Here is a 24,848-nt window from a genome sequence, read left to right as displayed (position 1 = left end):
TCAGCCCAGCAGCTCCAGCACGGCCGCGGGGTCGGTGGCGACGTCGGTGTGCATGCCGGCGCCGTCACCGACCACCCGCCACCCCCGCCGGCGGGCCTCCTCGGCGTCGGCGTCGTAGGCCGGCGACAGGTGCACGTAGGTGACGTCGGCATCGGGCCAGCTGTCCGGCACCGGGACCGCCTGGTCGTACAGGTCGACCGGCAGTGACGGCGCCTCGGCGGTGATCTGCGCCCGCAGCTCCGGGTCGGGCACGAGCTCGGTCAGGGCGTCGGGGCCCCACCACGTCGGCCAGGGCGGGAGCAGACCGTCCCGGGCCATCCCCCGGACCATCGCCCGCAGGTCCGGCGAGGGCAGCGTCACCCCCGAGCGGGCCGGGACGACGGCGTCCACCCACACCACCCGCGCGGCTCGCACCGCCGCGGCGACCCGGGGCAGGACGACGCCGGCCCCCGAGTACCCGACCACCACGTCGACCGGGCGGTCCGACCCGAAGCCGTCGGCGACGGCCTGCTCGGCGTACCGCACCCACCACTCCCCGGCCGTCTCCACCGCCGACCGGAGGTCGGGGACGACGACCTCGTGACCCCGCGCGCGCAGCCCGTCGCGCAACGGCCCGAGGACGGCAGCGCTGAGCAGGGGCGGGTGGCACAGCAGCCAGGACGACATGCCGACCATCACACCCCGGTGCGCGGGCCGCCGCCCGGCGGGTGCGACCGGCAGCGACGAGGATGGACCGGTGAGCCAGGACCCGTCCCCGCCCGTCACCGACCGCTGGGGCATCGACGCCTCCTGGCTCGACGCCCTCGACACCGAACACACCGTCGAGCAGGCCACGATCGACCTGCTGCGCGAGGTGATCGGCGAACCGCCGGCCGACCTCGAGGACACCGCCCCGATCGTCGTCCGCCCCGGGGACGCCCTGGAGGTCGACGAGGCCGTCGTGGTCCTCGAGGACGGCACCAGCCGGGACGTCGACGGCGAGCTGCCCGAGGACTTCCCGCTGGGCTACCACCGGATCCGCACGCCCGACGGCCGGGACCGGCTGCTCGTGGTGACGCCGAGCCGCTGCTGGCTCCCCGAGGACCGCAGCTGGGGCTGGGCCGTGCAGCTCTACGCCGCCCGGGGCACCGGCTCGGCGGGCATCGGCGACCTGGCCGACCTGCGCACGGTCCGGGAGCTGGCCGAGAGCCAGGGCGCCGGGTTCGTGCTGGTCAACCCGCTGCACGCGGTGGGCCCGGGCCCCGAGCAGGAGGACAGCCCCTACCTGCCGGCCACCCGCCGCTTCCGCAACCCGCTCTACCTGCGCCTGGACGACGTCCCCGGGGTGCAGCTCACCGACGCCGACCGGGCCCGGGCCGCCGAGCTCAACGGCGCCGAGCTGATCGACCGGGATGCGGTCTGGGCGTTCAAGCGCGCGGTGCTCGAGCGGTCCTTCGACGCGGGCGCCGAGGGCTTCCGGGACTGGTGGTGGCACCAGGGCCAGCCGCTGCAGGACTGGGCCACCTGGGCCGCGGTCGCCGACGCGCACGGCGCGAACTGGCCCGACTGGCCAGCGGAGCTGCAGGACCCCCGCTCGGACGGCGTCCGCCGCTGGGTGGCCGACCACGAGCAGCAGGTCGCCTTCCACGCCTGGCTGCAGTGGCTGCTCGACGGCCAGCTGTCCGTGGCGACCGGCGACCTCACCGTCATCCAGGACCTGCCGATCGGCGTCTCCGGCGGCGGCGCGGACGCGTGGGCCTGGCAGGACGTGCTCGCCCAGGGCGGGGTGAGCGTCGGGGCTCCCCCGGACGCGTTCAACGCCGCCGGGCAGGACTGGGGCTCCCCGCCGCTGGTGCCATGGCGGCTGCGGGCGGCGGACTACGAGCCGTTCGTCGAGTCGATCCGCTCGACCATGGCCGGCGCCGGTGGGCTGCGGATCGACCACGTGATGGGCCTGTTCCGCCTGTGGTGGGTGCCGGGCAACGACCCGACCGCCGGGGCGTACGTCCGCTACCCGGCCGAGGACATGCTGGGGATCGTCGCGCTGGAGAGCCACCGCGCGCAGGCCGTCGTCGTCGGGGAGGACCTGGGCACCGTCGAGGACGGCGTCCGGGAGGCCATGGCCGAGCACGGGGTGCTCTCCTACCGGCTGCTCTGGTTCGAGGACGACGCGCCGAGCTCCTGGCCGGCCGCCTCGATGGGGGCGATCACCACCCACGACCTGCCGACCGTGGCCGGGCTGTGGACCGGGTCCGACGTGCGCGAGCAGGTGGAGCTGGGCACCGGCGAGGAGGAGCAGCTGGAGAAGGACCGCAGGCAGCTGCTGGCGCACCTCACCGACCACGCCGAGGGGCCGGCGAAGCGGGCCACCCCGGGCAGGGCCGTGGAGGCCGCCCACCGGCTGCTGGCGACCGCCCCGTGCACCCTGCTGTCGGCCACCCTGGACGACGCGCTGGCCGTCGAGCGGCGGCCGAACGTGCCCGGTGCGATGGAGCGGCCGAACTGGCGGCTGCCCCTCCCGGTGCCGGTCGAGGAGCTCGCCGGGCACCGCGGGGTGCGCTCCGTGGCACGCGCGCTGGGCACGGGAATTCCACCGTTGTAGTTCGAACACCTGTTCGAGGGACGTGCCATGCTGTCCTCATGGCCGGTGGGATGAACCTGGGACGACGGGGGCCCTCGCTCGCCGAGCGGGCGGCGAGCTCGGGCGTGCCGCCCTCGACGGCACCGTCCACGCTGCGCGGCGGGCTGGGCGGTCCGGTGCGCGAGCAGCTGCCCGGCCGGCCCGCCGGCGCCGGGCACGGCCGGCACTGCTGGGTGCGCGACCCACCCGACGCCCCGGGCATCTGGCCGGGCCTGCTGGTCGAGTGGCGCCAGCGCGAGGACGGCTGGCACGGCCGGGTCGCCTACGCGGTGGTCGGCGAGCACGGGCCGGTGCTCGTGGAGGCCTGGCTGTCCGCCGAGCAGCTCAAGCAGGGCTGAGGCTCAGCGGGAGAGCGGGTCCAGCGAGCGGGTGCGGCCCAGCGCCAGGGTGAGCAGCAGGGTGGCCAGGGTGAAGCCGCCGGCCAGCAGGGCGACCGCGGTCCAGCCCGAGCCCTGCCAGGCCCGCCCGGCGAGCGTGCCGCCGACCGAGGACCCCACGTAGTACCAGAACGAGTACAGCGAGGCGGCCTGCCCGACCGGCCGCCCACCGAGGGACGCCCGGGCGGCCACCCACGCGCTGCCCACCGCGTGTGCGGAGAAGAACCCCACGGTCAGCACGCACAGCCCGAGCACGAAGCACCACAGCGGCTCCAGCAGGGTCAGGGCCAGCCCGCCGCCCATCACCACCACCGACACCGGGACGACGAGGCGCCGGCTGGTCCGGTCGGCCAGCCACCCCGCGGTGGGCGAGCTGGCCGAGCCCAGCAGGTAGGCCAGGAACACCAGCGAGGCCAGCGACGGCGTCAGGTCGTAGGGCGGGGACTCCAGCCGGAAGGTGCCGGCGTTGTAGACCGCGACGAACGCGGCCATCAGGAACGCCGCGACCGCGTAGAGCATGAGCAGCGCCGGGTCGGTGAACACGCTGCCCAGCGAGCGCAGCAGCGACCCCTGCCGGTCGACGGGCACGAAGCGGCGCGCTGGGGGCAGCAGCAGGCGGACGGCGACCGCGCACCCCACCCCGAGCACGGCCGCGCCGCCCAGCGCCACCCGCCAGCCGCCGAGGTCGGTGAGGAACCCGCCCAGCAGCCGTCCGGTCAGCCCGCCGATGGCGTTGCCGGCGATGAACAGCCCGATCGCCCGCGAGCTGACCGTGGGGTGCAGCTCCTCCCGGAGGTAGGCCACCCCGACCGAGGAGAGCCCGGCCAGGGCGAACCCCTGGAACCCGCGCAGCACCAGCAGCAGCTCCCAGGTGGGGGTCAGCGCGATGAGCACGGCCAGCACCGCCGAGGTGGCCAGGCTCAGCTGGAGGATCCCGGTCCGGCCGCGCCGGTCGGACACCGGCCCGAGCACCAGCAGGCCCACCGCGAGCGACACGGTGGACACCGAGATCGACAGCGTCGACCCGGCGGGACTGACGTCGAAGGCGCGCGCCAGCTCGGGCAGCAGCGCCTGCGGCTCGTAGAGCATCGCGAAGGTGGCCAGGCCGGCGAGGAACACCGACAGGGACGCACGCTGCAGCCCGCGGTCCCCCGCCCGGTGCCCGTCCGGCAGCTGCGGGGTCGACGGGGTCGCAGGCACGTGCCCCACCTTCTGTCAACGACCGGCCCCGGGGCCAGCCGGGGTCGGCGATGTCACGTCCGGACCCTCATGCTGGGTCGGTGACGACACACGAGGTCGAGGCACCGTCGGTCCCCGAGCACCTGCGCCGCTGGTCCGAGCTGGACCCGGACACCGTCGAGCCGGGCAGCGTCGGGTTCGTCTGGGGCAACTGCCAGGCCGAGTCGATCCGCCGGATGGTCGCCCCGGCCGGCGCCGGGCACGGGGTGGAGTTCGTCCGGCTGCCCCCGGTGTTCGAGATGGACGAGGCCGAGGTGGGCCGGCTGCACGCGCTGATGGGCGTGGCCGGGGTGCTGGTCACCCAGCCGGTGAAGGACGAGTACCGGGTGCCCGGCTGCGGCAGCGAGCAGCTGGTCGCACTGCTGCCGGCCGGGGCCCGCGTCGTCCGGGTGCCGACGACGTACTACGAGGGCCTGTTCCCCTGGCAGGTGCACGCCCACGACGAGGCCGGCGCCCGGGTGGACGCCCCGCTGACCGACTACCACGACCTGCGGCTGCTCGACGCCGCCGTCCGCGGCTGGTCCACCGAGCAGGCGGTCGCCCGGATCGAGTCCCACGAGGCCACCGGGGACGGCGTGCGGGACCTGGCCGCCCGCTCCCAGGCCGAGCTGCGCCGGCGCAACGCCGACCTCGACGTGGACACGACCGACGCGGTCGTGGCCGGGGGCGCCGAGGCGATGTGGACGGTGAACCACCCGGCCAACGCCACGCTGCACGCGGTCGGCGCGGGGGTGCTCGACACGCTGGACTGGGCCGGGGAACCCGCCGTCCCCGAGCACCAGATGCTCGGCTCGAGCCTGTCGCCGCTGGACGCCGCCGTCCTCACCGCCCTGGACCTCGATCCCACGGCCGCGCGCCCGGGCTGGTCGCTGGCCGGCCGGGACGTGCCGTGGGCCGAGATCGCCGACGCCCAGCTCGCGCTGTACGCCGCGCAGCCGGGCGTGGCCGAGCGGGCGGTGGCGAGGTACGCCGACAGGCTCGAGTCGCTGGGCCTGTGACGCCGCGGCTGACCGCCGCCGACATCGCCTGCTGGGTGCTGAAGTCCGCCCGGCTCCCCGACCTGATGGCCGAGGGCTGGGCGCCGGGCGGTGAGGTGGAGCTGGCCCGCTGTGTGCGGCCCTCCTACCGGCTGGACCTGGTGGAGCCGGGCCAGCCCGTCCTGCTGTGGTGCAGCGGCCGGGTCGACCCCGGCGTGCACGCGACCGGGACCGTCGCCGGGCCCGTGGAGGGCTCCGACGACGGTCCCGTCGTGGTCGTGCGGTGGCGCCGCCTGGCGACGCCGGTGCCCCGCGAGGCGCTGCTCACCGACCCGGTCGCCCGGACCGCCGAGGTGGTCCGGATGCCGGCGGGCAGCAACCCGTCGTGGCTCTCACCGCCCCAGTGGCAGGCGGTACGCGCGCTCAGCCCTTCGTGGGGTTGAGGACGACCTTCGTCCAGCCCTGGTCGCGGGCGTCGAAGTGCCGGTACGCCTCGGGCGCCTCGTCCAGACCCAGGTTGTGGCTGACCAGCTTCGAGGGCTGGGCCTTGCCCTGGTGGATGAGCCGGGCCAGCGCGCGGTTGTAGTTCTTCACGTTGGCCTGGCCGTTGCCGACCGTCTGGCCCTTGAACCAGAACTTGCCGTAGTCGAAGGCCAGCTGGCCCTTCTTGGCGAGCTCGTCGGAGGCACCCGGGTCCTCGGGCAGGAACAGCCCGACCACGCCGATGGTGCCGGTGGCCTTCACGACCTCGACCAGGCCGTTCATCGTCATGTTGGGCTGCTCGACGCCCTGGCTGTCGTGCGCCTGGTAGCCGATCGCCTCGACGCCACGGTCGGTGCCGCGGCCCTGGGTGGCGTCCTTGATCTGCTCGATCGGGTCGCCCGTGCTCGAGTTGATCCCGATCGCACCGAACTCCTCGGCCAGCGCGAGGCGCTCGGCCAGGTGGTCGATCACGTAGACCTCGCTGGCGCCCTGGAGCACCGCCGAGTAGCCGGCCATCAGGCCGACCGGGCCACCGCCGTAGACGGTGACCGAGTCGCCGGGAGCGACCTTCGCGAGCCGGGTGCCGTGCCAGCCGGTGGGGAAGATGTCGGCGAGCATGACGTAGTCGTTCTCCTTCTCCACGCTGTCCTCGGGGAGCTGGAGGGCGTTGAAGTCGGCGAAGGGCACCCGCAGGTACTCGGCCTGGCCGCCGCTGTAGCCGCCCATGCCGGCGAACCCGTAGGCGCCGCCGGCGACGCCCGGGTTGACGGTGAGGCAGAAGCCGGTGCGGCCCTGCTCGCAGTTCTCGCAGAACCCGCAGCCGATGTTGAACGGCAGGACGACGCGGTCGCCGACGCTGAGCTTGGTCACGCCGGCCCCGACCTCGATCACCTCGCCGAGGTTCTCGTGCCCGATGACCATGCCGGTCTCCAGGTCGGTGCGGCCCTCGTACATGTGCAGGTCCGAGCCGCAGATGTTGGTCGCGGTGATGCGGATGACGGCGTCGGTGGGCTGCTCGACCTTCGCGTCGGGCACCTCCTGGACCGAGACGTCGTGGGGGCCGTTGTAGACGAGTGCGCGCATGGGGGTCCTCCGGGAGATCGGTGGGTGCGTCCGGGAGGGGGGCCCTGGTCTCGACCGCCTCGCCACCCCCAGGGGTGGCATGCCGCCGGACGCATGTCGTGCACAACCGACATGCCCGGGGCGCCCGGGGGCTCAACCGTCCGGCAGCGGTGGGACTGCCGGGAGTCGCAACCGGCCGGTCAGCCCGAGCGGGGCGCGTACATGATCAGGCCCACCCCGACCAGGCAGACCAGCGCGCCGGTGACGTCCCAGCGGTCGGGCCGGAACCCGTCGGCCACCGCCGCCCACAGCAGCGAGCCCACGATGAACACCCCGCCGTAGGCGGCCAGCACCCGACCGAAGGCGGCGTCCGGCTGCTGCGCGGCAGCCAGCCCGTACAGCCCGAGGGCGATGACCCCGGCCCCGATCCAGAGCCAGCCGCGGTGCTCGCGCACGCCCTGCCAGACCAGCCAGGCGCCGCCGATCTCCAGCACCGCCGCCAGGACGAACAGCGCGATCGAGCGGACGGTCACCGGGCGGTCAGCGCGTCGTGCACGACGGCGAGCACCGTGGCGTCGTCCAGGTCGTCCGCCCGGGCCGCGGTGACCAGCCGGTTGGCTGCGGCGCGGAGCCGGGCCCGCGCCGGGTCGCCGTCCACCCCGGTGACCACCGTGCCGGCCCGCCCACGGCCCTCGACCAGGCCGTCGGTCTCCAGCTCGGCGTAGGCCCGGGCCACCGTGCCCGCGGCGATCCCCAGGTCGGCGGCCAGCGCCCGCACCGGGGGCAGCTTGTCCCCCTCGACGAGCCGCCCGGCGTGCACGAGGTCGGCCACCTGGGCGCGGACCTGCTCGTAGGGCGGGGTGCCGTTGCCGACGTCCACGGTCAGCTGCGCTGCCAGGTCGGGAGCGGGGTGGGCGGCCATGCGCACAGTGTGCCGCGCCCTGGGACCATGGCTCCTCGTGAGCGACAGCCCGGCACCGACCCCCGCCCCCACGACCTCGGTGAGCCGCACCCGCTACCTGGTCGGCTGCCTGGCCTGGCTGCTCACGCTGCAGTTCTTCGTGCTGGAGACCGTCGCGGTCAGCCGCTTCCCCGGGTACAGCCGGGTCGACCAGGTGATCAGCGACCTGGGCACCGAGGCCTCCCCCGGCGCTGCGCTGATGAACGCCTCCTTCATCGCCCAGGCCGTGCTGATCGTCCTCGGCGCCGTGCTGCTGCTCCCGGCCCTCATCGGGCTGGGCGGCCGGCTGGCCACCGTGCTGCTCTCGGCGGCCGGGGTCGGCACGCTGCTGGTCGGGCTGTTCCCCTCCGACACCGGCGGCACCCTGCACACCGTCGGCGCGATCCTGTACCTGCTCGTGGGTGGCCTGGGGCTCATCGCGCTGGCCTACGGCATCCGGCCGCGTTCGGAGCCCGTCGGCACGGCCGTCGCCCTGCTCGGCCTGGTCGGCGTCATCGGCACGGTCTTCTTCGGCACCGGGGTGCACCAGCTGCTCGGCGAGGGCGGCACCGAGCGGCTGGCCGCCTACGTGCTGCCGGTCGCACTGGCGGTCACGGCCGTGCTCCTGTGGCGCCAGCAGGACGACTGGCGGGTCGCCACCCCCGACGGGGACGACGGCACGCTCACCCGCCGGCAGCGCCGCGAGCTGGAGCGGGCCGAGGCCTTCGACCGGGCCCGCGAGCGGGACGAGGCGCTGGAGGCCCTCGCCCGCAAGAAGGAGCAGGACCGGGTGGCCGCCACGGCCGAGGACACCGACGAGGACGACGACTTCGACGAGGACCGCGCCTGGCGCACCCCCCGCCAGCGCTAGCCCCCGAGGAGCACCCGCCCGCCGCGGACGACCGCCCGCGGCGCGGCGTGCCGGGCCAGCAGGTCCACGGTCCGCTCGGCGTCGTGCACCAGCAGGTCGGCCGGACCGCCCACCCGCAGCCCGTGGTCGGTCAGGCCCAGCACCCGGGCCGCCGACGTCGTCACCAGGTCGACGAGGGTCTCCAGCTGCGGGGCCGAGCGCATGTCCAACAGGTGCGCGGCCAGGAACGCCACCTCCAGCAGGTTGTGCCGGCCGAACGGGTAGTAGGCGTCCTCGATGTCGTCCTGGCCGAGACCCACGGCCACCCCGGCGGCCAGCGCCCGCTCCACCGGCAGCGCCACCGACCCGGTGTGCGGGTCGCTCACCAGGCCCAACCCGACCTCGCGGGCCAGTGCCAGGAACGCGTCCTGCCGGGCGGTGTCGTAGTGCCCGATCGCCCGGGCGTGGCAGGCCACCCCCCGCCCGCGCAGGCCGTGCCGGTCCATCGCGTGGGCCAGCATCGTCGTGGTCGCGTAGGAGGGGTCGGGGGCGTCGTCGGTGAGCATCGCCACCCGGGTGCCCAGCCGGGCGGCCAGCGCGCACGCCCACTCGACGTGCGCGGCCTGGTCGTCCTCGCCGTCCTCGATCCAGGGGATGCCGCCGACCACGTCGGCCCCCAGTGCCATGGCCTGCTCGACCAGCTCGGCGGCGCCGGGGTCGCGCAGCAGCCCGTCCTGCGGGAAGGCCACCACCGAGACGTCGACCCGGTCGCGGAACTCCTCGCGGGCGGTGAGCACGGCCTGCACCCCGGCCAGACCGGCGGCGGTGTCGACGTCGGCGAAGGCCTGGACGTGCAGCACCCCGTGGGTGACCCCGAGCTCCAGGGCCTCGCGGACCCCGGGCAGCAGCGCCTCGACGGAGTACCGGTCCTTGACCGCGCTGGCCAGGTCGATGCTGGCCGCGGACTCCGCCATCCCGCCGGCGGTGTAGGCCTGCAGGGCGGCGTCCCCGATCCAGGGCAGCGTGCGCACCTTGTCCAGGTGCAGGTGACCGTCCACGAACGGCTCGGTCACCAGTCCGCCGGCGGCGTCCACCACCGGGACGCCGGTCGGGGGCGGCAGCTCCCCGGCCGGGGCAAGGGCGGTGACCCGCCCCCCGGCGGTGTGGACGTCGACCACCCGCCCGTCTCGGAGGCGGGCGGCGGTCACGACGAGGTCCGGGTTCAGCACGGGGGCATCCCACCGCACCCGAGTTTCAGAACTGCGTCAGGGCCTCCAGGCCGTCGTCGAGCACGAGCGGGCCGACCTCCACCGGCGGCCGGTGCGACTGGTCCAGCCCGCGCATCCGGGCCGCGTGCAGCGCCAGCAGCAGGTTCAGCCGCAGGGTCGGGTCGGAGGTGAACGGGCCGAGCATCCGTTCCAGCTTCCCGATCCGGTACCGCATGGTGTTGTAGTGGAAGTGCAGCCGACGGGCGGACTCCGCGACGTTGAGGTTGGTCTCCAGCAGCACCCGCAGCGTGTCCCGAAGGTCGGCGGAGTCGGCGTCGGAGGCGTCGGCCAGCGGGCCGAGCACCTCGTCGACGTAGGACCGCAGCTCGTTGCTGTCCGGGATCAGCGACAGCAGCCGGAACACCCCGAGCTGGTCGAAGTGCGTCGCGGTGGCCTCGCCGTGGATCTCCTGGCCGACCTGCAGGGCCCGCTGGGCCTGCTGGTGGGCGTCGCCCAGCCCCGACAGCGAGGCGGCGGGGCGGCCGATCCCGGTGGCCAGCACCCGGCCGACCCGGCGCAGCCGGGCGTTGACCCGGCCGGTCACGGCCGAGACCAGGGCGGTGAGCTCGTCGGCGGTACGGCCGTCCAGCGGCAGCACGGTCACGATCTCGGTGGCCAGACCCGCGACGGCGGCCCCGGCGACCTCGCCGTCGATCGCCGACCGCCAGCCGTCGGCCAGCCGGTCCAGCACGTCCAGGGCGCGGGTGGGGTCGGCGGAGGCGTCGGCGACGGTCTCGGTGGCGGTGACCAGGACGACGACCGGGCCGTCCAGCCGCCAGCCGAAGGACCGGGTGTAGGCCAGCGTCCGCTCGGTGTGCCCGACGGTGCCGCTGACCAGGCGGCGCACCAGGTCGCCCTGGAAGCGCAGCTCGACCGAGTGCACGGCCTGGTGCCGGATCTCCGACAGCGCCGCGATGACCGCGCCGCGCTCCAACACCGCCCCGGCCCCGACCAGCATCGGTCCGCGCCGGTTGACCGCGACCAGCCAGCCGTGCCGCTGGTCCCCGGCCATGATCGGGGCGACCGCGTACTCACCCACCCCGCCGGGCAGCTCGTGGTGGCCCGGGACGAGCAGGATGCCGTCGGCCGGGGAGAGGTCGGCGTCGGCGAGCACGTCGGCCGGGGTGACGATGGCCTGGTCGGCCCGGTTCTCCGACAACCGCCGGGACGGCGCGAGGTCGGCGAACGCGTCGTCGGCGGCCGCGTCGAGCAGCCACAGCCAGTCCCGGACCTCGACGACGTCCTCGGCGGGGCCGGCGCTGGTGACGATCTCGCGGTCCGGCCCCAGTCCGAGCACCGCGGCACCGTCGAGGAAGGACGCGGCCTGGGTGGTGACCTCGGTCAGCCCGCCACCGGTGAGCGCGACGTCGATGAACTGGTTGTGCATCCGGTTGGCCAGGTCCAGCGCCTGGGCCTGCTTGCTCACGATCGCGCCGAAGACCTCGGCGACGACGAGGTCCAGCCGGGACGCCCGGGGCAGCGCGACCACGGGGAACCCGCGCCGGTCGGCCTCGGCACGCACCTCGGCGGGCACCGCCGGGGGTCCGTCCGCGTCCCGGTAGGCCAGCGCGGCGGTGCCGAGGGCCTGCAGCCGCTCGATCAGCGCCCGGCACTGGGCCGGGTCGGCCGGGGGCAGCCGGGCACCGAGGACGACCAGCACGTCCGGTCCGGCGCCGGCCAGCGGGTCGGCGGGGTCGTCGACGACGACCTGACGGACCACCCGGCCGGCCCCGGAGGAACCGGCGACGAGGGTGCCGTCGGTGAGCGCGAGGAGCTGGGTGACCGACAGCCCCATGCTGTCCTCCAAGGCGGTCCGCTCACCGGGTGCGACCCGGGAGAGCACCGGCTCCAGCCGCTCCCGCACCTCACTCAGCGGAGCCGTCCGATGACCCATCGATGATGGCGTCACCCAGGACTCACGTTCTGTCACTGGTCGTCTCCCCCATGTCGCCACACCTGCCCCGATCAGGGGTGATCCTGTCAGAGCTGCCCGGTCCACCCGAACCATTCTTGGCGACTTCCGCCATACAGAGGCGCTCGACGCGCCGCATAGGTTCGAGACCCGGGCGGCGTCACCGTGCCCGGATGGTAGGCCGTGCCCCCGGCCGCCGGTCACCCACGGAGGGTCCTGCATGCGCACCGCCGACACCGTCGCCCAGTCACCCCCGACGCGGCCCGGCCGGGCAGCGCGGGTGGGGGTGCCCACCTTCGCGCTCCCGCACGACTCGGCCCAGGCCACCGCCCGCACGGGCCGGCCGGCCCGCGGTCCCGGACCCACCGTCCCGGCCGCCGCCAGCACCGGCGTCGCCGAGCTGCTGCGCGGTCCGGTCCGCCAGGCCCGGGTGCTGCTCAGCGTCCCGGCTGCGGTCTACCTGTCGGTGACCACCCCGCAGGGCACCGACGTCGTGGGCGTGCTGACCTCCGACGCCGCCCGGCTGCCGCTGGGCCTGGTGCTCTCCCGGCCCTCCAACGGCCGTCCCCTGGTGTCGGTCCCGTCCGGGGCGCCGGCGACCGTGGGCGCCGGCCGGCTCACCGTGGGCGACCTGACCGTGTCCGCGGCCGCCTGGTGGGACCCCCGCCCGAAGCTGCCCGGTGCCACGCCGTCCCTGCTCCCCGAGGGCGTCCGCACGCTGCGCACCACCCTCTACGGCGACGGCCCGCACAGCTCCTTCACCCTCCCCGGCCTGCCCGGGGGGCCCAGCGGGCCGCTGGCCGCGCTGCGCGGCGCTGTCCGCCGGGCCGACCTGGACGCCGCGCTGCGCACCGCGACCCGGCTCGTGGGTCTCGGCCCGGGCCTGACCCCCGCGGGCGACGACGTCCTCGCCGGCACCGTCGCCGGTCTGGTCCTGCTGGGGCACCCCGCCGCCGAGCGCTTCGGGGCCGGCGTGCACGCACTCGCCGCCGGCCGCACCACCGAGCTGTCCCGGGCGCTGCTCAAGCACGCCGCCGCCGGACGGGTCAGCGGGGAGTTCGCCGCCGTCGTCCGTGGGCTGGTCGGGCACGGCGCGCTGGAGCCCGCGATCGCCACGCTGCTGACCACCGGGTCGACCAGTGGCCGGGCCATGGCGCTGGGCCTGTGCACCGCGATCGACCTGGCCGAACGGACCACCCGGGTCCGCTGAGGTCCGGCACCGCCGTGGTCATCCACGGCGGTGATGCCACGGGTCGGCGGATCTATTTCCGCCCCGACCCCCTGCTCTGCACACTCCTGCTCCAGTGATGCCCGTCACCGACGACCGGCACCCGACACCTGGAGCCAGCCCGTGTCCGAGACCATCGACGCCCCCGTCCCGGGGGCCGCGGCCATCGCCGTACCGGCCGCCACCGGTGCCCTGCACCCGGCGACCGGCCGCCCGGCGGGGCGCACCGAGATCGCCCTGCTCATGGCGGCCAGCTGCATGCCCATCCTGGGCGCGGTGCTGCTGTCCCCGGTGCTGCCCACCCTGCAGCGGGCCTTCGCCGACACCCCCGGGGTCGACGCGCTGGCGCCCTTGGTGCTCACCGCCCCGGCCCTGCTGATCGCACTGCTCGCCCCGTTCGCCGGGCGGCTGGTGGACGCGGTGGGCCGCAAGCGGCTGCTGGTCGGCGCGCTCGCCGTCTACGCCCTCGTCGGCACCGCGCCGGTGCTGCTGGACTCGCTGCCGGCAATCCTGGCCACCCGGGTCGGCGTCGGCATCACCGAGGCCGCGATCATGACCTGCTGCACCACGCTGATCGCCGACTACTCCGCCGGTGCACGCCGGGCCAAGCTCTTCGGCCTGCAGACCATCGTCACCACGCTGGCCGCCACCGTGTTCTTCGGCCTGGGCGGGGCGCTGGGCAGCAACGACTGGCGCACCCCGTTCTGGCTGTACCTGGTCGGCCTGCCGCTCGCCGCGCTGGCCGCCTGGCGGCTGTGGACCCCCACCGCCCCGGTGCGCACCGCCGCCGACGCCGCCCTGCCGCCGCTCCCCTGGCGCTCGATGCTGCTGCCGCTGGGCGTGACCCTCGTCGGTGGCGTGGTCTTCTACACCCCGATCGTCGAGCTCTCCTTCGTGCTGGACGCCCTCGGCGTCACCGCCACGGCCACGATCGGCGGACTGGCCGCCCTGGCCTCGCTGGCCACCGCGGCCGGTGCCGCGTCCTTCTCCCGGGTCGTGCACCGCGGACCCGGCTTCCTGCTGCCGGTCGCGTTCGGTCTGGCCGGTCTCGGCCTGCTCGTCATGGGCCTGGCGCCCGTCGTCCCGGTCGCGGTGCTCGGCGCAGTCGTCGCCAGTGCGGGCACCGGGCTGATGCTGCCCAGCCTGCTGACCTGGGTGGTCTCCCGGCTGTCATTCGCCGAGCGGGGCCGTGGCACCGGCCGCTTCACCGCCGCGCTCTTCCTGGGTGAGTTCCTCTGCCCGCTGCTGGTGATCGCGCTGTCCGGCGCGCTGTCGGGCATCCCCGCCGCCGTGGCCGTCGTCGGCGGCATCGCCGTCCTGCTCGCCGTCGGCGTCCACCGGCTCCGCGTCAGCTGACCCGGCACGAACGAGAAGCGCCCTTCTCGTCAGGAGTCCTGACGAGAAGGGCGCTTGTTGCAGGTGGTGGGGTCAGATGCGGCAGGCGTGGATCGAGGTCACCAGGATGGCGCGGGCGCCGAGGTCCCAGAGCTCGTCCATCAACCGGTTGGTGTCGCCCTGGGGCACCATCGCCCGGACGGCGGACCAACCCGGGGTCTGCAGCCGGCTCACGGTGGGGCCCTCGAGCCCGGGGGTGATCGCGGTGGCCCGCTCCAGCAGGTCGTCGGGGCAGTCGTAGTCGAGCATCACGTACTGCCGGGCGACCAGGACGCCCTTGAGCCGGCGCTGCAGCTGGGCCACGGCCGGGTTCTCCTCCGCACCGGCCCGGCGTACCAGGATCGCCTCGCTGGTGAGCACCGGGTCGCCGATGACGTGCAGGCCGGCCTGACGCAGCGTCGTCCCGGTCTCGACGACGTCGCAGACCGCGTCCGCGACACCTAGCCGGCAGGCGGTCTCGACCGCACCGTCGAGCTTGACCACCGCGGCGTCGATGCCGGACTCGGCCAGGAACCGCTCGAGCACCACCGGGTAGGCCGTGGCGATCCGCTTGCCAGCGAGCGCGTCGATGCTCTCGATCCCGGCGTCCAGCGGGCTGGCGAACCGGAAGGAGGACCGGCCGAAGCCCAGCGGCATGACCTCGACCGCGGGTGAGTCGGTGTCGGCCGGGGTGGTCTCCAGCAGCATGTCCCGGCCGGTGATCCCGACGTCCAGCGTGCCGGCGGCGACGTAGACGGCGATGTCCCGCGGGCGCAGGTAGAAGAACTCGGTGTCGCTGTCCGGGTCGTAGACCGCGAGGTCCTTGGTGCTCCGGCGCTGGCGGTAGCCGCTCTCGGACAGCATCTCGGCTGCGGGTTCGGACAGGACGCCCTTGTTCGGGACGGCGACGCGCAGCACTGCAGGAGCTCCTAGAGGTGGTGGATCAGAGGTGGGAGTAGACGTCGTCCAGGGTGAGTCCCCGGGCGATCATCATGACCTGCACCCAGTACAGGAGCTGGCTCAGCTCCTCGGCGGCCCGCTCGGGGCTCTCGTGCTCGGCGGCCATCCAGCTCTCGGCGGCCTCCTCGACGAGCTTCTTGCCCACCGTGTGCACGCCGGACCGCACGGCGCGCACGGTGCCCGAGTCCGGGTCGCCGGCCTCGACCTTGGCGGCGAGAGCGGCGAACAGGTCGTCGAACGTCGTCCCGCTGCCCGGGGTCGCGCTCACGACGAGGACCCGATGCCGAAGCCGGTGTCCCGGCGGGGGGTGCGGATCGAGCGCAGGGTGAGCGCGGTCTGCAGGGCGGCCGAGCAGGCCTCCCAGCCCTTGTCCTCGGCGGAGTCGGGCAGACCGGCGCGGTCGCGGGCCTGGTCGTCGTCGTTCACGGTGAGCACGCCGTTGCCGACCGGCACACCGGCGTCCAGGGACACCCGGGTCAGGCCGGCGGTGACGGCGTCGCAGACGTACTCGAAGTGCGGGGTGCCGCCGCGGACAACGACCCCCAGCGCGACGACGGCGTCGTGGTCGGCCGCCAGCGCCTGGGCGACGACCGGCAGCTCGACGGCCCCGGGGGCCCGGACCACGGTGGGCTCGGGGATGCCGGAGGCGTGCGCGCAGGCGATCGCGCGGGCCAGCAGCTGCTCGGTGACCTCGAGGTGCCAGGTGGTGGCCACGATCCCCAGCCGCAGGCCGGCGGCGTCCACCGGCGTCAGCTGGGGCGCACCCGCGCCGCTCACAGCTGCTGCTCCGTGGTGCGGATCGGGGTGTGCGTGCCCACGGGCACCGGGACGTCGTCCTCGGGCTCGACGATCTCCAGCAGGTGGCCCATCCGGTCGCGCTTGGTGCGCAGGTAGCCGATGTTCTCCGGGGTGACGTGGCTGGGCAGCCCGACCCGGCCGGTGATGGTCAGGCCGTAGCCCTCCAGGCCAGCCCGCTTGGCCGGGTTGTTGGTCAGCAGCCGCATCGAGTGCACGCCCAGGTCGACCAGGATCTGCGCCCCGGTGCCGTAGTCGCGGGCGTCGGCGGGCAACCCCAGGTCGAGGTTGGCGTCCACGGTGTCCACCCCGGCGTCCTGCAGCTGGTAGGCCTGCAGCTTGTGCAGCAGGCCGATGCCGCGCCCCTCGTGCCCGCGGATGTAGAGCACGATCCCGCGCCCCTCCTCGGCCACGGCCGCCAGCGCGGCCTGCAGCTGGGGGCCGCAGTCGCAGCGCAGCGAGCCGAACACGTCGCCGGTGAGGCACTCGGAGTGCACCCGGACCAGCACGTCCTCGCCGTCGCTGATGTCGCCGTAGACGAAGGCCACGTGCTCGCGGTCGTCGTAGGAGCTGGAGTAGCCGACCGCGGTGAACAGGCCCGGGGCCAGCGGCACCTGGGCCTCGGCGACGCGCTCGACCAGCTTGTCGAAGCGCTTGCGGTAGGCGATCAGGTCGGCGATGGAGCACATGACGAGGTCGTGCTCGTCGGCGAAGACGCGCAGCTCCTCCCCGCGGGCCATCCCGATCGGGTCCTTCTCGCTGACGACCTCGCAGAGGGTGCCCGAGGGGCGCAGCCCGGCCAGCACGGCCAGGTCGACGGCGGCCTCGGTGTGCCCGGGACGCCGCAGCACACCGCCGTCGCGGGCCCGCAGCGGCACGATGTGCCCAGGCCGGGAGAGGTCGGCGCTGGAGGTCTCGGCACCGGCCAGCAGCCGGATGGTGTGCGCCCGGTCGGTGGCCGAGATGCCGGTGCTGATGCCCTCGCGGGCGTCGACGGTGACCGTGTAGGCGGTGCCGCGGCGGTCCTGGTTGACCCGGAACATCGGCGGGAGGTCCAGCCGGTCGGCGTCCTCCTCGGTGACCGCGACACAGATGTAGCCCGAGGTGTAGCGGACCATGAAGGCCACCAGCTCGGGGGTGGCGAGCTCGGAGGCGAAGATCAGGTCGCCCTCGTTCTCCCGGTCCTCGTCGTCGATGACGACGACGGGCTTGCCGCTCTTGATCGCGGCGATCGCGTCCTCGATCGAGTCGAGGTGGCTGCGACCGGTGTCGACAGCGGTCATGCCCGGGCTCCCAACAGTCGTTCGACGTACTTGGCGATGACGTCCACCTCCAGGTTGACCGGGTCACCCGGGGCGCGCGTGCCGAGGGTCGTCTCGCGCAGGGTGGTGGGGATGAGGGAGACCTCGAGCCAGGGCTCGGGGTCGGTGGCCGCAGAGAGCGCGCTCACCGTGAGGGAGACTCCGTCCAGGGTGATCGAGCCCTTCTCGACGACGTAGCGGCTGATGTCGGCCGGCAGCGCGATGCGCACGACGGTCCAGTGCTCGCTGGGGCTGACGCTCGCGACCGTGCCGACGCCGTCGACGTGGCCCTGCACGATGTGGCCGCCCAGCCGGGTGTCGGCGGTGACCGCACGCTCGAGGTTGACCGGGTCGCCGTCGGTGAGCGCGCCCAGGCTGCTGCGCTTGAGCGTCTCGGCCATCACGTCGGTGGACCACACGTCGTCGGTGACCCCGGTGACGGTCAGGCAGACGCCGTTGACCGCGATGGAGTCCCCGAGCGCGACGCCCTGCAGGGTCTTCGCCCCGCGGACCTGGAGTCGTGCGGAGTCGCCCTGGTCGTCGCGGACGACGAGGGTGCCGACCTCCTCGACGATGCCGGTGAACACGTCAGCTGCCTTCTTCCGTCTGGTCCGGTCCACCAGTGTGCCGGGTGGGCCGGAGTCGTACCTGCACGTCCCTCCCGAGGGGGGTGACGTCCAGGGTCTCGAGCTGCAGCGCCGCGGCCATCGTGGTGATTCCCAGGTCGCCGACCAGGGAGGGCCCGGCGCCCAGCAGCTGCGGTGCCAGGTGCAGCACGAGCTCGTCGACCAGCCCTGCCTGCAGGAAGGCCGCGGCGAGCGTGGGGCCGCCCTCCAGCAGCACCCGCCGGACGTCGAGGTCCCAGAGCTCGGCGAGGAGTGCGGCCGGCTCGGTGGCGGTGCTGAGGTGGGTGCGGGCGGCGTCGTCGCGCACCCGGGCGCCGGCGGGCACCCGGCCGCGGCGGTCCAGCACGACCCGCAGCGGCTGGTGCGCCACGTCGTGCCCGTCGTCGTCGCGGACGGTGAGCTGGGGGTCGTCGGTGAGCACCGTGCCCGACCCGACGAGGACGGCGTCGCAGGTCGCGCGCAGCCGGTGCACCGCGGCGCGGGCCACCGGACCGGTGATCCAGCGGCTGGTGCCGTCGGCGGCCGCGACCCGGCCGTCCAGCGTGCTGGCGGTCTTCCAGACCACCTGGGGCCGGTGCTCCCGGACGCCGACCAGCCACGGGGCGAGGGCGCCGTCCTCGGCCTGCTGCTGCTCGACCCCGACGACGACCTGGACGCCGGCGTCCCGCAGCCGCTGCACCCCGCCGCCGGCCAGCGACGTCGGCTCCGGGACGGCGACCACGACGCGGGCGACCCCGGCGGCCAGCAGCGCGTCGGCGCAGGGGCCGGTGCGTCCGGTGTGTGCGCACGGCTCGAGGGTGACCACGGCGGTGCCGCCGCGGGCCCGGTCGCCGGCCTGCGCGAGCGCGACGACCTCGGCGTGCGGGCCGCCCGGGGGCCGGGTCGCGCCCTCCCCCACCACGGCACCGCCGGCGTCCAGGACGACGGCGCCCACCGCGGGGTTGGGGCTGGTGGTGCCCAGCGCGCCCCAGGCCAGGGCCCGGGCGCGGGCCATGGCGGTCAGCTCGCGGGCGGAGGTCGAGCCGGCCCGGCCGGCGGCGGCGGCGGCCCGGCTCGCGGCGGCGGCCTGCTCGGCGGTGACCGGGTCGGTCACGACGCGGGGAACGAGCGGGCGGCCTGCGCCCGCAGCGCGGCGATCGCTGCGGCGGGGTCGTCGGCGCCGTAGACCGCGGAGCCGGCCACGAAGACGTCGACACCGGCCTCGGCGGCGGCCTCTATGGTGTCGGCGTTGATACCGCCGTCGATCTCCACGAGCAGCTCGAGGTGGCCGGTGTCGACGAGCCGGCGGGCCTCGCGCACCTTGCTGAGCACGTCGGCGATGAAGGACTGGCCGCCGAAGCCGGGCTCGACGCTCATCACCAGCAGGGTGTCGAAGTCGCGCAGCACCTCGACGTAGGGCTCCAGCGGGGTGCCCGGCTTGACCGCCAGCCCGGCCAGGGCGCCGGCGGCGCGCAGGTCACGGGCCACGGCGCGGGGGTCGCCGGTGCAGGCCTCGGCGTGCACGGTGACGTTGCGGGCACCCAGCTCGGCGTAGGCGGGGGCCCACCGCTCGGGGTCGGTGATCATCAGGTGGCAGTCCAGCGGCACCGGGCTCACCCGCTGGATCGCCTCCACGACGGGGGCGCCCAGGGTCAGGTTGGGCACGAAGTGGGCGTCCATGACGTCGACGTGCACCCAGTCGGCGTCGGCGATCCGGGCGGTCTCCTCGGCGAGCCGGGCGAAGTCCGCGGACAGCAGGCTGGGCGCGATCAGGGGGCGGCGGGGCACCGGGCGATCCTAGGTCCGGTCCCGGAGAGCGGCGTGCGCGTCCCAGGCCCGCTCGACCGTGGTCATCGAGCCCGGGTCGGTCAGCGAGGTGGTGTCCCCGCCCCCGCGGCCGGCGGTCATGTCCGCCATCAACCGCCGCATGATCTTCCCCGACCGGGTCTTGGGCAGGTCGGTGACGACGACGACCTCGCGCGGCTTGGCGATCGCGCCCACTCGCCGGGCCACGTGCGCCCGCAGCTCCTCGGTGAGCCCGGTGTCGTCGGCGCCGGCGTCGTCCCGGGTGATGACGAAGGCCACGATCCGCTGGCCGGTGACGTCGTCGGGGGCACCGACGACGGCGGCCTCGGCGACCCGTGGGTGGGACACCAGCGCCGACTCCAGCTCGATGGAGGACAGCCGGTGCCCGGACACGTTGAGCACGTCGTCGATCCGGCCGCCGATCCACACGTAGCCGGCCTCGTCCACCGAGGCGGAGTCCCCGGCCAGGTACCAGCCCTGCTCGGCGTAGGGCGCCCAGTAGGAGGCCACGAATCGGGCGTGGTCGCGCCAGACGGTGCGGGCCATCGCCGGCCACGGCCGGGTGATCACCAGGTTGCCCTCGACCCCGGGCGGGGTGGGGCGGCCGGCGTCGTCCACCACGGCGGCGGCCAGGCCGGGCAGCGGCACGGTGGCCGACCCGGGCTCCAGCACGGTCACCCCGGGCAGCGGGGCGATGACCGCGGCCCCGGTCTCGGACTGCCACCAGGTGTCCACGATCGGGCAGCGGCCGCCACCGACGTGCTCGTGCAGCCAGCGCCAGGCCTCGGGGTTGATCGCCTCGCCCACCGAGCCGAGCAGCCGCAGCGAGGACAGGTCGTACCCGGCCGGCAGCTCGGGGCCGTGCTTCATGAACGTGCGCACCAGCGTCGGCGCGGTGTAGTAGACGGTCACCCCGAGGCCGGCGATCACCTCGAAGTGCCGGCCGGGGTGCGGGGTGAGCGGGCTGCCCTCGTAGAGGACCTGGGTGGTGCCGTTGGACGTCGGTCCGTAGAGCACGTAGGTGTGCGCGGTGACCCAGGCGAGGTCGGCCTGGCACCAGTAGACGTCGTCCTCCTTGGCGTCGAAGAGCGCCCAGTGGGTCCAGCTGGCCTGGGTCAGGTAGCCGCCGCTGGTGTGCACCAGCCCCTTGGGGCGGCCCGTCGTGCCCGAGGTGTAGACGATGAACAGCGGGTGCTCGGCGTCGAAGGACGCCGGCTCGTGCACCGGGGACTGCTCGGCCAGCAGCTCGTGCCACCACAGGTCCCGGCCCGGGGTCCAGGGGACGTCGGTCTCCCCGGTGCGGCGGACGACGAGCACGTGCTCGACGTGGTCCAGCCCGGCGACGGCCTCGTCCGCGGTGGCCTTGACCGCGACGGCCGAGCCCCGGCGGAACTGCCCGTCGGTGGCGATCAGCAGCTTCGCCCCGGTGTCGGCGACCCGGAAGCGCAGCGCGTCGGCGGAGAAGCCACCGAAGACCAGGCTGACCACGGCCCCGATCCGGGCGCAGGCCATCGTCGCGACGACGGTCTCCACGAGCACCGGCAGGTACAGCACCACCCGGTCACCGGCCTCGATGCCCAGAGCGGTCAGCGCGTTGGCCAACCGGCAGACGTCGTCCTGGAGCTGGGTCCAGGTGACGGTGCGACCGTCGCCGGGCTCCCCCACCCAGTGCAGCGCGACGTCGTCCCCGCGGCCGGCGGTGACGTGCCGGTCGACGCAGTTGACCGCCACGTTGAGCCGACCCCCGGTGAACCAGCGCGCGGTCGGCATCTCGCCGTCGTCGAAGACGGTGTCCCAGGGGGTGTCCCACTGCAGCCGGCCGGCCTGCTCGGCCCAGAAGGCGAACGGGTCGGCCTCGGCGTGGGTGTGGGCGTCGGGGCCCACGTTGGCCCGGGCAGCGAACTCCGGTGGCGGCGGGTAGCCGGTCATCCGACGACCTCGCGGGCGCGGTCGGTGTCGGCGTCGGTCCAGCCCTCGGGGGCGGAGATCAGCAACCAGGCGTCCAGCATCATGCTCCCGTAGTTGTGGCCGTAGCCGTCCGGCGGTGACTGGGCGTTGGCCATGTCCACCGTGACCTGCCAGAAGGTCACGACGGGGTACCAGCTCATCGCCGGTGACACGCCCTCGCCGCGGGGTTCGACCAGCCAGTCGGGCCGGGAGAAGAGCAGGTCCGGCGACCACCAGACGATCGGGTCGCTGGCGTGCATCAGGTACACCACCCGGGGCTCCAGCCACGGCTCGTCGGGCTGCTCGAGCTCGGCCACGTCGGAGCCGAACCGCACCGCGAGGCCACCGGCGTACTCCGGGTCGACCTCCGGGGAGCCGGGGTCGCGGCGCTCTACGAAGGCCGACCACAGTTCGTTGCTGTTGGGCGGCCCGACCCACAGCACCCCGTCGGCCCGGGCCCGGATGTCGGCCAGGCCGTCGAAGGCGGCCTCCGACCCGGCCGACCCGAGGCTCTCCCCGTAGACCAGCAGCTGCGGGCGCTCGGCCTCGGGGATCTGCTGCACCCGGTCGTACACCGCGTCGAACAGCGTGCGGCCGGCCGCGGCGGCCCGGGAGCGGTCGACGATGAAGGACAGCCAGCTCGGCAGGTAGGAGTACTGCGTGGCCACGGTCGCGGTGTCGCCGCCGTGGACCAGCTCGAGGGCCTGCGGGGAGGCGCTGTTCACCCAGCCGGTGCCGGTGGTGGTGACCACGGCCAGCACTCGACGGTCGAAGGCCCCGGTGCGCTCCAGCTCGGCGACGGCGAGGTCGGCGCGCTCCTCGGGCGAGTCGGCGGACTCCAGCCCGACGTAGGCCCGGATCGGCACCGTCACGTCGTCCTCGGCGATGCCGGCGGCCTCGGCGATCCGGGCGCGCGACGGGCCACCGGCGACGAACTTCTGCCCCTCGGAGCCCAGGGTGTCCCACGGCGCCAGCGACTCCGGCGACCCCGACCGCTCCTCGAGCTGCGGTGCGCTGAGGCCCTCGGGGGTCTCGTCGTTGGCCACGCTGAAGCTGGCGTCGGCCGCCGAGAGCGCCCAGCGCAGCACCACGCCCTCGACCAGCCCGACCACCAGTGCTGCGGCGACCAGCACGCCGACGACCTGCGCCGGCCGCTGGGGTACCCGCACCCGGCGGCGCAGGAAGCGGGTGGTCACCCGGGCGATCCAGCGCACCCCGCGGGCCAGCAGCACCAGGAGGACGGCGACGACCACGATGGCCGGGGCCGCGCGCAGCCACCCGGCCGAGGTCTCCGGCGGCATCCCGATCAGCAGCCGCACCTCCCGCTGCCAGTCCGAGGCGATGGTCAGCACCACCAGCAGCGACACCGGGACGGCGACGATCAGCACCACCCAGCCGGCCAGTCGCACCCGGCGGTGGGTGTGCTCGACCAGCCAGGCCGACCAGCCCTGCCACCGGCCCCATCGGCGCAGCCCCCAGAGCACCAGGCAGGTCAGCCCGTAGCCGATCGCCGCGCTGATCCCGCTGACCACGGCCTGGAAGTACCAGCTCCGGGGCAGCAAGGACGGCGTCATCGCCAGCAGCGCGAACAGCGTGGCGACGACGAGCGCGATCGGCTCGACCCGCAGCCACCGCCAGCCCCGGCGCTCCAGCAGGGCCGGCACCTCAGGTCCTGCGCAGCAGCGCGACGAACATCGCGTCGGTGCCGTGCCGGTGCGGCCACAGCTGCAGGGCGTCCCCTCGCGCGGCGTCGGGCACCTCGGGGAACAACCCGGCGACCGGGAGCAGCTCGACGTCGTCCCGCCCGGCGACGGTCGCCACCACGTCCACGGTCTCCGCGGTGTGCGGTGAGCAGGTCACGTAGGCCACCACTCCCCCGGGCCGGACGGCGGCCAGCGCGGCGTCGAGCAGCTCGCGCTGCAGCTCGGCCAGCGGGGCGACGTCCTCGGCCGTGCGCCGCCAGCGCACCTCGGGACGACGGCGCAGCGCGCCCAGCCCGGTGCACGGTGCGTCCAGCAGCACCCGGTCGAAGGAGCCCGGCTCCCACGGGCCCTCGCGGCCGTCGGCGACCAGCAGCTCGACGTCGGGCTCCTGGCCCAGCGCAGAACGGACCAGCTCGACCCGGTGCTCGGACCGGTCGGCCGCGGTGAGGTGGACGCCCGCGGGCCGGACGGCCGCCAGCAGTGCCGCCTTCCCGCCCGGCCCGGCGCACAGGTCCAGCCAGCGGGTGTCGGTGCCCTCCAGCGGTGCGCGGGACAGCGCGAGGGCGGCCAGCTGGGAGCCCTCGTCCTGCACCGCGGCCGTGCCGTCCTTCACCGCGGTGAGCTTCCCGGGGTCGCCGCCGTGCAGCCGGACCGCGTACGGCGACCACGGGCCGGGGTCCCCGCCGGAATCGGCGGCCAGGGCGTCCCGGTCGGTGTGCCGGGCGACCAGGTGCACCTCGGGGGCGGCGTCGTCGGCCAGCAGGGCGGCCTCGAGCTCGGCATCGGCGCCCAGCGCCTCCCGCCAGGCCTGCACGATCCACAGTGGGTGGTCGGTCAGGAGCGCCAGCCGCTCGTCCCCGGTCACCCCGAGGGCGGTGATCCACTCCTCGCGCGAGCCGCCGGCGGCGACCTTGCGCAGCACGGCGTTGACCAGCCCGGAGGCGCCGGTGCCCACGATGGCCCGGGTGAGGGCCACGGTGGTGTCGACCGCGGCGTGCGAGGGCACCCGCAGGTCGACCAGCTGGTGGGCGCCGAGCCGCAGCAGGTCGAGCACCCGCGGGTCGAGCTCGGCCAGCGGGCGGCTGACCAACCCGGTGAGGACGGCGTCCAGGGTGCCGGTGGCGCGCAGCGTGCCGTAGGCGAGCTGGGTGGCGAACCCGGCGTCGCGGGGCTCCAGCCGGCGCTCGCGCAGCAGCTGGGGCAGCAGCAGGTTGGCGTAGGCGGCCCGGGAGGAGACGCCGTCGAGCACGTCGTAGGCGGTCAGCCGCGCGCCGTCCAGCACCGGGCGGACCCGGCGGGACTCCGGACGGGCCTGCACGGTGCGCGGGCCGGCCGGGCGGCCGGTGCCGCGGTTGCCGCCGCCCCGACCGGTGCCGCGGCCGGTGCCCTTGCGGGGGCCGG

Annotated in this window: 24 protein-coding genes and 1 pseudogene; 7 read left to right on the top strand and 18 right to left on the bottom strand. The window is 75.1% G+C overall.

The window, feature by feature from the left end:
* Window positions 1-666 (bottom strand): alpha/beta hydrolase, encoded by a 666-nt coding sequence (locus F1C76_19495; GenBank protein ID QNG38451.1) that lies wholly within the window; start codon window positions 664-666, stop codon window positions 1-3.
* Here F1C76_19495 and malQ point away from each other — a divergent pair.
* Both malQ and F1C76_19485 read left to right on the top strand, forming a co-directional pair.
* On the top strand, window positions 665-2,581 hold the full coding sequence (gene malQ / locus F1C76_19490; GenBank protein ID QNG38450.1) for a 4-alpha-glucanotransferase: 1,917 nt from the start codon (window positions 665-667) through the stop codon (window positions 2,579-2,581). The genes F1C76_19495 and malQ overlap by 2 nt on opposite strands.
* Before the next feature lie 50 nt (window positions 2,582-2,631).
* Window positions 2,632-2,958: a hypothetical protein gene (locus F1C76_19485; protein ID QNG39394.1), complete on the top strand. Its 327-nt coding sequence runs from the start codon at window positions 2,632-2,634 to the stop codon at window positions 2,956-2,958.
* Window positions 2,959-2,961: 3 nt separating this feature from the next.
* Here the strand turns inward: F1C76_19485 and F1C76_19480 are convergent, their stop codons facing one another.
* Entirely contained in the window at window positions 2,962-4,086 is a 1,125-nt protein-coding gene (locus F1C76_19480) for an MFS transporter (GenBank protein ID QNG39393.1), read from the bottom strand.
* Window positions 4,087-4,277: 191 nt separating this feature from the next.
* On the opposite strand from F1C76_19480, the gene F1C76_19475 reads away from it, so the two are divergent.
* The gene (locus tag F1C76_19475) at window positions 4,278-5,234 is read left to right on the top strand and encodes a hypothetical protein (protein QNG38449.1); all 957 of its coding nucleotides are present in this window, start codon (window positions 4,278-4,280) and stop codon (window positions 5,232-5,234) included.
* The gene (locus tag F1C76_19470; GenBank protein ID QNG38448.1) at window positions 5,231-5,656 is read left to right on the top strand and encodes a hypothetical protein; all 426 of its coding nucleotides are present in this window, start codon (window positions 5,231-5,233) and stop codon (window positions 5,654-5,656) included. The genes F1C76_19475 and F1C76_19470 overlap by 4 nt, the downstream gene beginning before the upstream one ends.
* Here F1C76_19470 and F1C76_19465 read toward each other — a convergent pair.
* The 3 genes from F1C76_19465 to F1C76_19455 form a co-directional block, all read right to left on the bottom strand.
* Window positions 5,637-6,779, bottom strand: coding sequence for an alcohol dehydrogenase catalytic domain-containing protein (locus F1C76_19465; GenBank protein ID QNG38447.1), 1,143 nt, complete (start codon window positions 6,777-6,779; stop codon window positions 5,637-5,639). The two genes, F1C76_19470 and F1C76_19465, sit on opposite strands and share 20 nt — an antisense overlap.
* Window positions 6,780-6,958: 179 nt before the next feature.
* Window positions 6,959-7,291, bottom strand: a complete 333-nt coding sequence (locus F1C76_19460; GenBank protein QNG38446.1) for a YnfA family protein — start codon at window positions 7,289-7,291, stop codon at window positions 6,959-6,961.
* Window positions 7,288-7,680 (bottom strand): GntR family transcriptional regulator, encoded by a 393-nt coding sequence (locus F1C76_19455; protein QNG38445.1) that lies wholly within the window; start codon window positions 7,678-7,680, stop codon window positions 7,288-7,290. The genes F1C76_19460 and F1C76_19455 overlap by 4 nt, the downstream gene beginning before the upstream one ends.
* Window positions 7,681-7,759: 79 nt before the next feature.
* Here F1C76_19455 and F1C76_19450 point away from each other — a divergent pair, with 79 nt between their 5' ends.
* Window positions 7,760-8,569: a DUF998 domain-containing protein gene (locus tag F1C76_19450; GenBank protein QNG39392.1), complete on the top strand. Its 810-nt coding sequence runs from the start codon at window positions 7,760-7,762 to the stop codon at window positions 8,567-8,569.
* Here the strand turns inward: F1C76_19450 and F1C76_19445 are convergent.
* On the bottom strand, window positions 8,566-9,756 hold the full coding sequence (locus F1C76_19445) for an amidohydrolase family protein (GenBank protein ID QNG39391.1): 1,191 nt from the start codon (window positions 9,754-9,756) through the stop codon (window positions 8,566-8,568). The two genes, F1C76_19450 and F1C76_19445, sit on opposite strands and share 4 nt — an antisense overlap.
* A gap of 46 nt (window positions 9,757-9,802) precedes the next feature.
* The gene (locus tag F1C76_19440) at window positions 9,803-11,710 is read right to left on the bottom strand and encodes a PucR family transcriptional regulator (GenBank protein ID QNG38444.1); all 1,908 of its coding nucleotides are present in this window, start codon (window positions 11,708-11,710) and stop codon (window positions 9,803-9,805) included.
* A gap of 238 nt (window positions 11,711-11,948) precedes the next feature.
* Here F1C76_19440 and F1C76_19435 point away from each other — a divergent pair, with 238 nt between their 5' ends.
* Together F1C76_19435 and F1C76_19430 are read left to right on the top strand one after the other, a co-directional pair.
* Window positions 11,949-12,938: a DUF2877 domain-containing protein gene (locus F1C76_19435; protein QNG38443.1), complete on the top strand. Its 990-nt coding sequence runs from the start codon at window positions 11,949-11,951 to the stop codon at window positions 12,936-12,938.
* A 261-nt stretch (window positions 12,939-13,199) separates the two neighbouring features.
* Window positions 13,200-14,312 carry an MFS transporter gene (locus F1C76_19430; protein QNG39390.1) on the top strand — a complete coding sequence of 371 codons (1,113 nt, stop codon included), beginning with the start codon at window positions 13,200-13,202 and terminating at the stop codon, window positions 14,310-14,312.
* 72 nt (window positions 14,313-14,384) lie between these two features.
* Here F1C76_19430 and F1C76_19425 read toward each other — a convergent pair whose 3' ends face one another.
* From F1C76_19425 to F1C76_19375, 11 genes and pseudogenes are all read right to left on the bottom strand, one after another.
* On the bottom strand, window positions 14,385-15,248 hold the full coding sequence (locus tag F1C76_19425; GenBank protein QNG38442.1) for an ATP phosphoribosyltransferase: 864 nt from the start codon (window positions 15,246-15,248) through the stop codon (window positions 14,385-14,387).
* A 25-nt stretch (window positions 15,249-15,273) separates the two neighbouring features.
* Window positions 15,274-15,558, bottom strand: coding sequence for a phosphoribosyl-ATP diphosphatase (locus F1C76_19420; GenBank protein QNG38441.1), 285 nt, complete (start codon window positions 15,556-15,558; stop codon window positions 15,274-15,276).
* Complete coding sequence (locus F1C76_19415) at window positions 15,555-16,067, bottom strand: 6,7-dimethyl-8-ribityllumazine synthase (protein QNG38440.1); 513 nt, start codon at window positions 16,065-16,067, stop codon at window positions 15,555-15,557. The genes F1C76_19420 and F1C76_19415 overlap by 4 nt, the downstream gene beginning before the upstream one ends.
* Window positions 16,064-17,368, bottom strand: coding sequence for a bifunctional 3,4-dihydroxy-2-butanone-4-phosphate synthase/GTP cyclohydrolase II (locus tag F1C76_19410; protein QNG38439.1), 1,305 nt, complete (start codon window positions 17,366-17,368; stop codon window positions 16,064-16,066). Before F1C76_19410 ends, F1C76_19415 begins: the two co-directional genes overlap by 4 nt.
* Complete coding sequence (locus tag F1C76_19405) at window positions 17,365-17,973, bottom strand: riboflavin synthase (GenBank protein ID QNG38438.1); 609 nt, start codon at window positions 17,971-17,973, stop codon at window positions 17,365-17,367. Before F1C76_19405 ends, F1C76_19410 begins: the two co-directional genes overlap by 4 nt.
* Before the next feature lies 1 nt (window position 17,974).
* Window positions 17,975-19,006 (bottom strand): bifunctional diaminohydroxyphosphoribosylaminopyrimidine deaminase/5-amino-6-(5-phosphoribosylamino)uracil reductase RibD, encoded by a 1,032-nt coding sequence (ribD, locus tag F1C76_19400; GenBank protein QNG39389.1) that lies wholly within the window; start codon window positions 19,004-19,006, stop codon window positions 17,975-17,977.
* 95 nt (window positions 19,007-19,101) lie between these two features.
* Window positions 19,102-19,779, bottom strand: coding sequence for a ribulose-phosphate 3-epimerase (rpe, locus tag F1C76_19395; GenBank protein QNG38437.1), 678 nt, complete (start codon window positions 19,777-19,779; stop codon window positions 19,102-19,104).
* 9 nt (window positions 19,780-19,788) lie between these two features.
* Window positions 19,789-21,726 carry an acetate--CoA ligase gene (gene acs / locus F1C76_19390; GenBank protein ID QNG38436.1) on the bottom strand — a complete coding sequence of 646 codons (1,938 nt, stop codon included), beginning with the start codon at window positions 21,724-21,726 and terminating at the stop codon, window positions 19,789-19,791.
* Window positions 21,723-23,318, bottom strand: a complete 1,596-nt coding sequence (locus F1C76_19385) for a hypothetical protein (GenBank protein QNG39388.1) — start codon at window positions 23,316-23,318, stop codon at window positions 21,723-21,725. Before F1C76_19385 ends, acs begins: the two co-directional genes overlap by 4 nt.
* A gap of 91 nt (window positions 23,319-23,409) precedes the next feature.
* Window positions 23,410-24,765, bottom strand: a complete 1,356-nt coding sequence (locus tag F1C76_19380) for a methyltransferase domain-containing protein (protein ID QNG39387.1) — start codon at window positions 24,763-24,765, stop codon at window positions 23,410-23,412.
* A pseudogene (locus F1C76_19375) lies at window positions 24,765-24,845 on the bottom strand (acetyl-CoA carboxylase biotin carboxyl carrier protein subunit). The gene F1C76_19380 and the pseudogene F1C76_19375 overlap by 1 nt, the downstream one beginning before the upstream one ends.
* Window positions 24,846-24,848 lie beyond the last annotated feature (3 nt).

The organism is Geodermatophilaceae bacterium NBWT11 (assembly GCA_014218215.1).
In the GTDB taxonomy this organism is placed as follows: Bacteria; Actinomycetota; Actinomycetes; order Mycobacteriales; family Geodermatophilaceae; genus Klenkia.
This window is presented reverse-complemented; position numbering and strand designations above follow the sequence as displayed.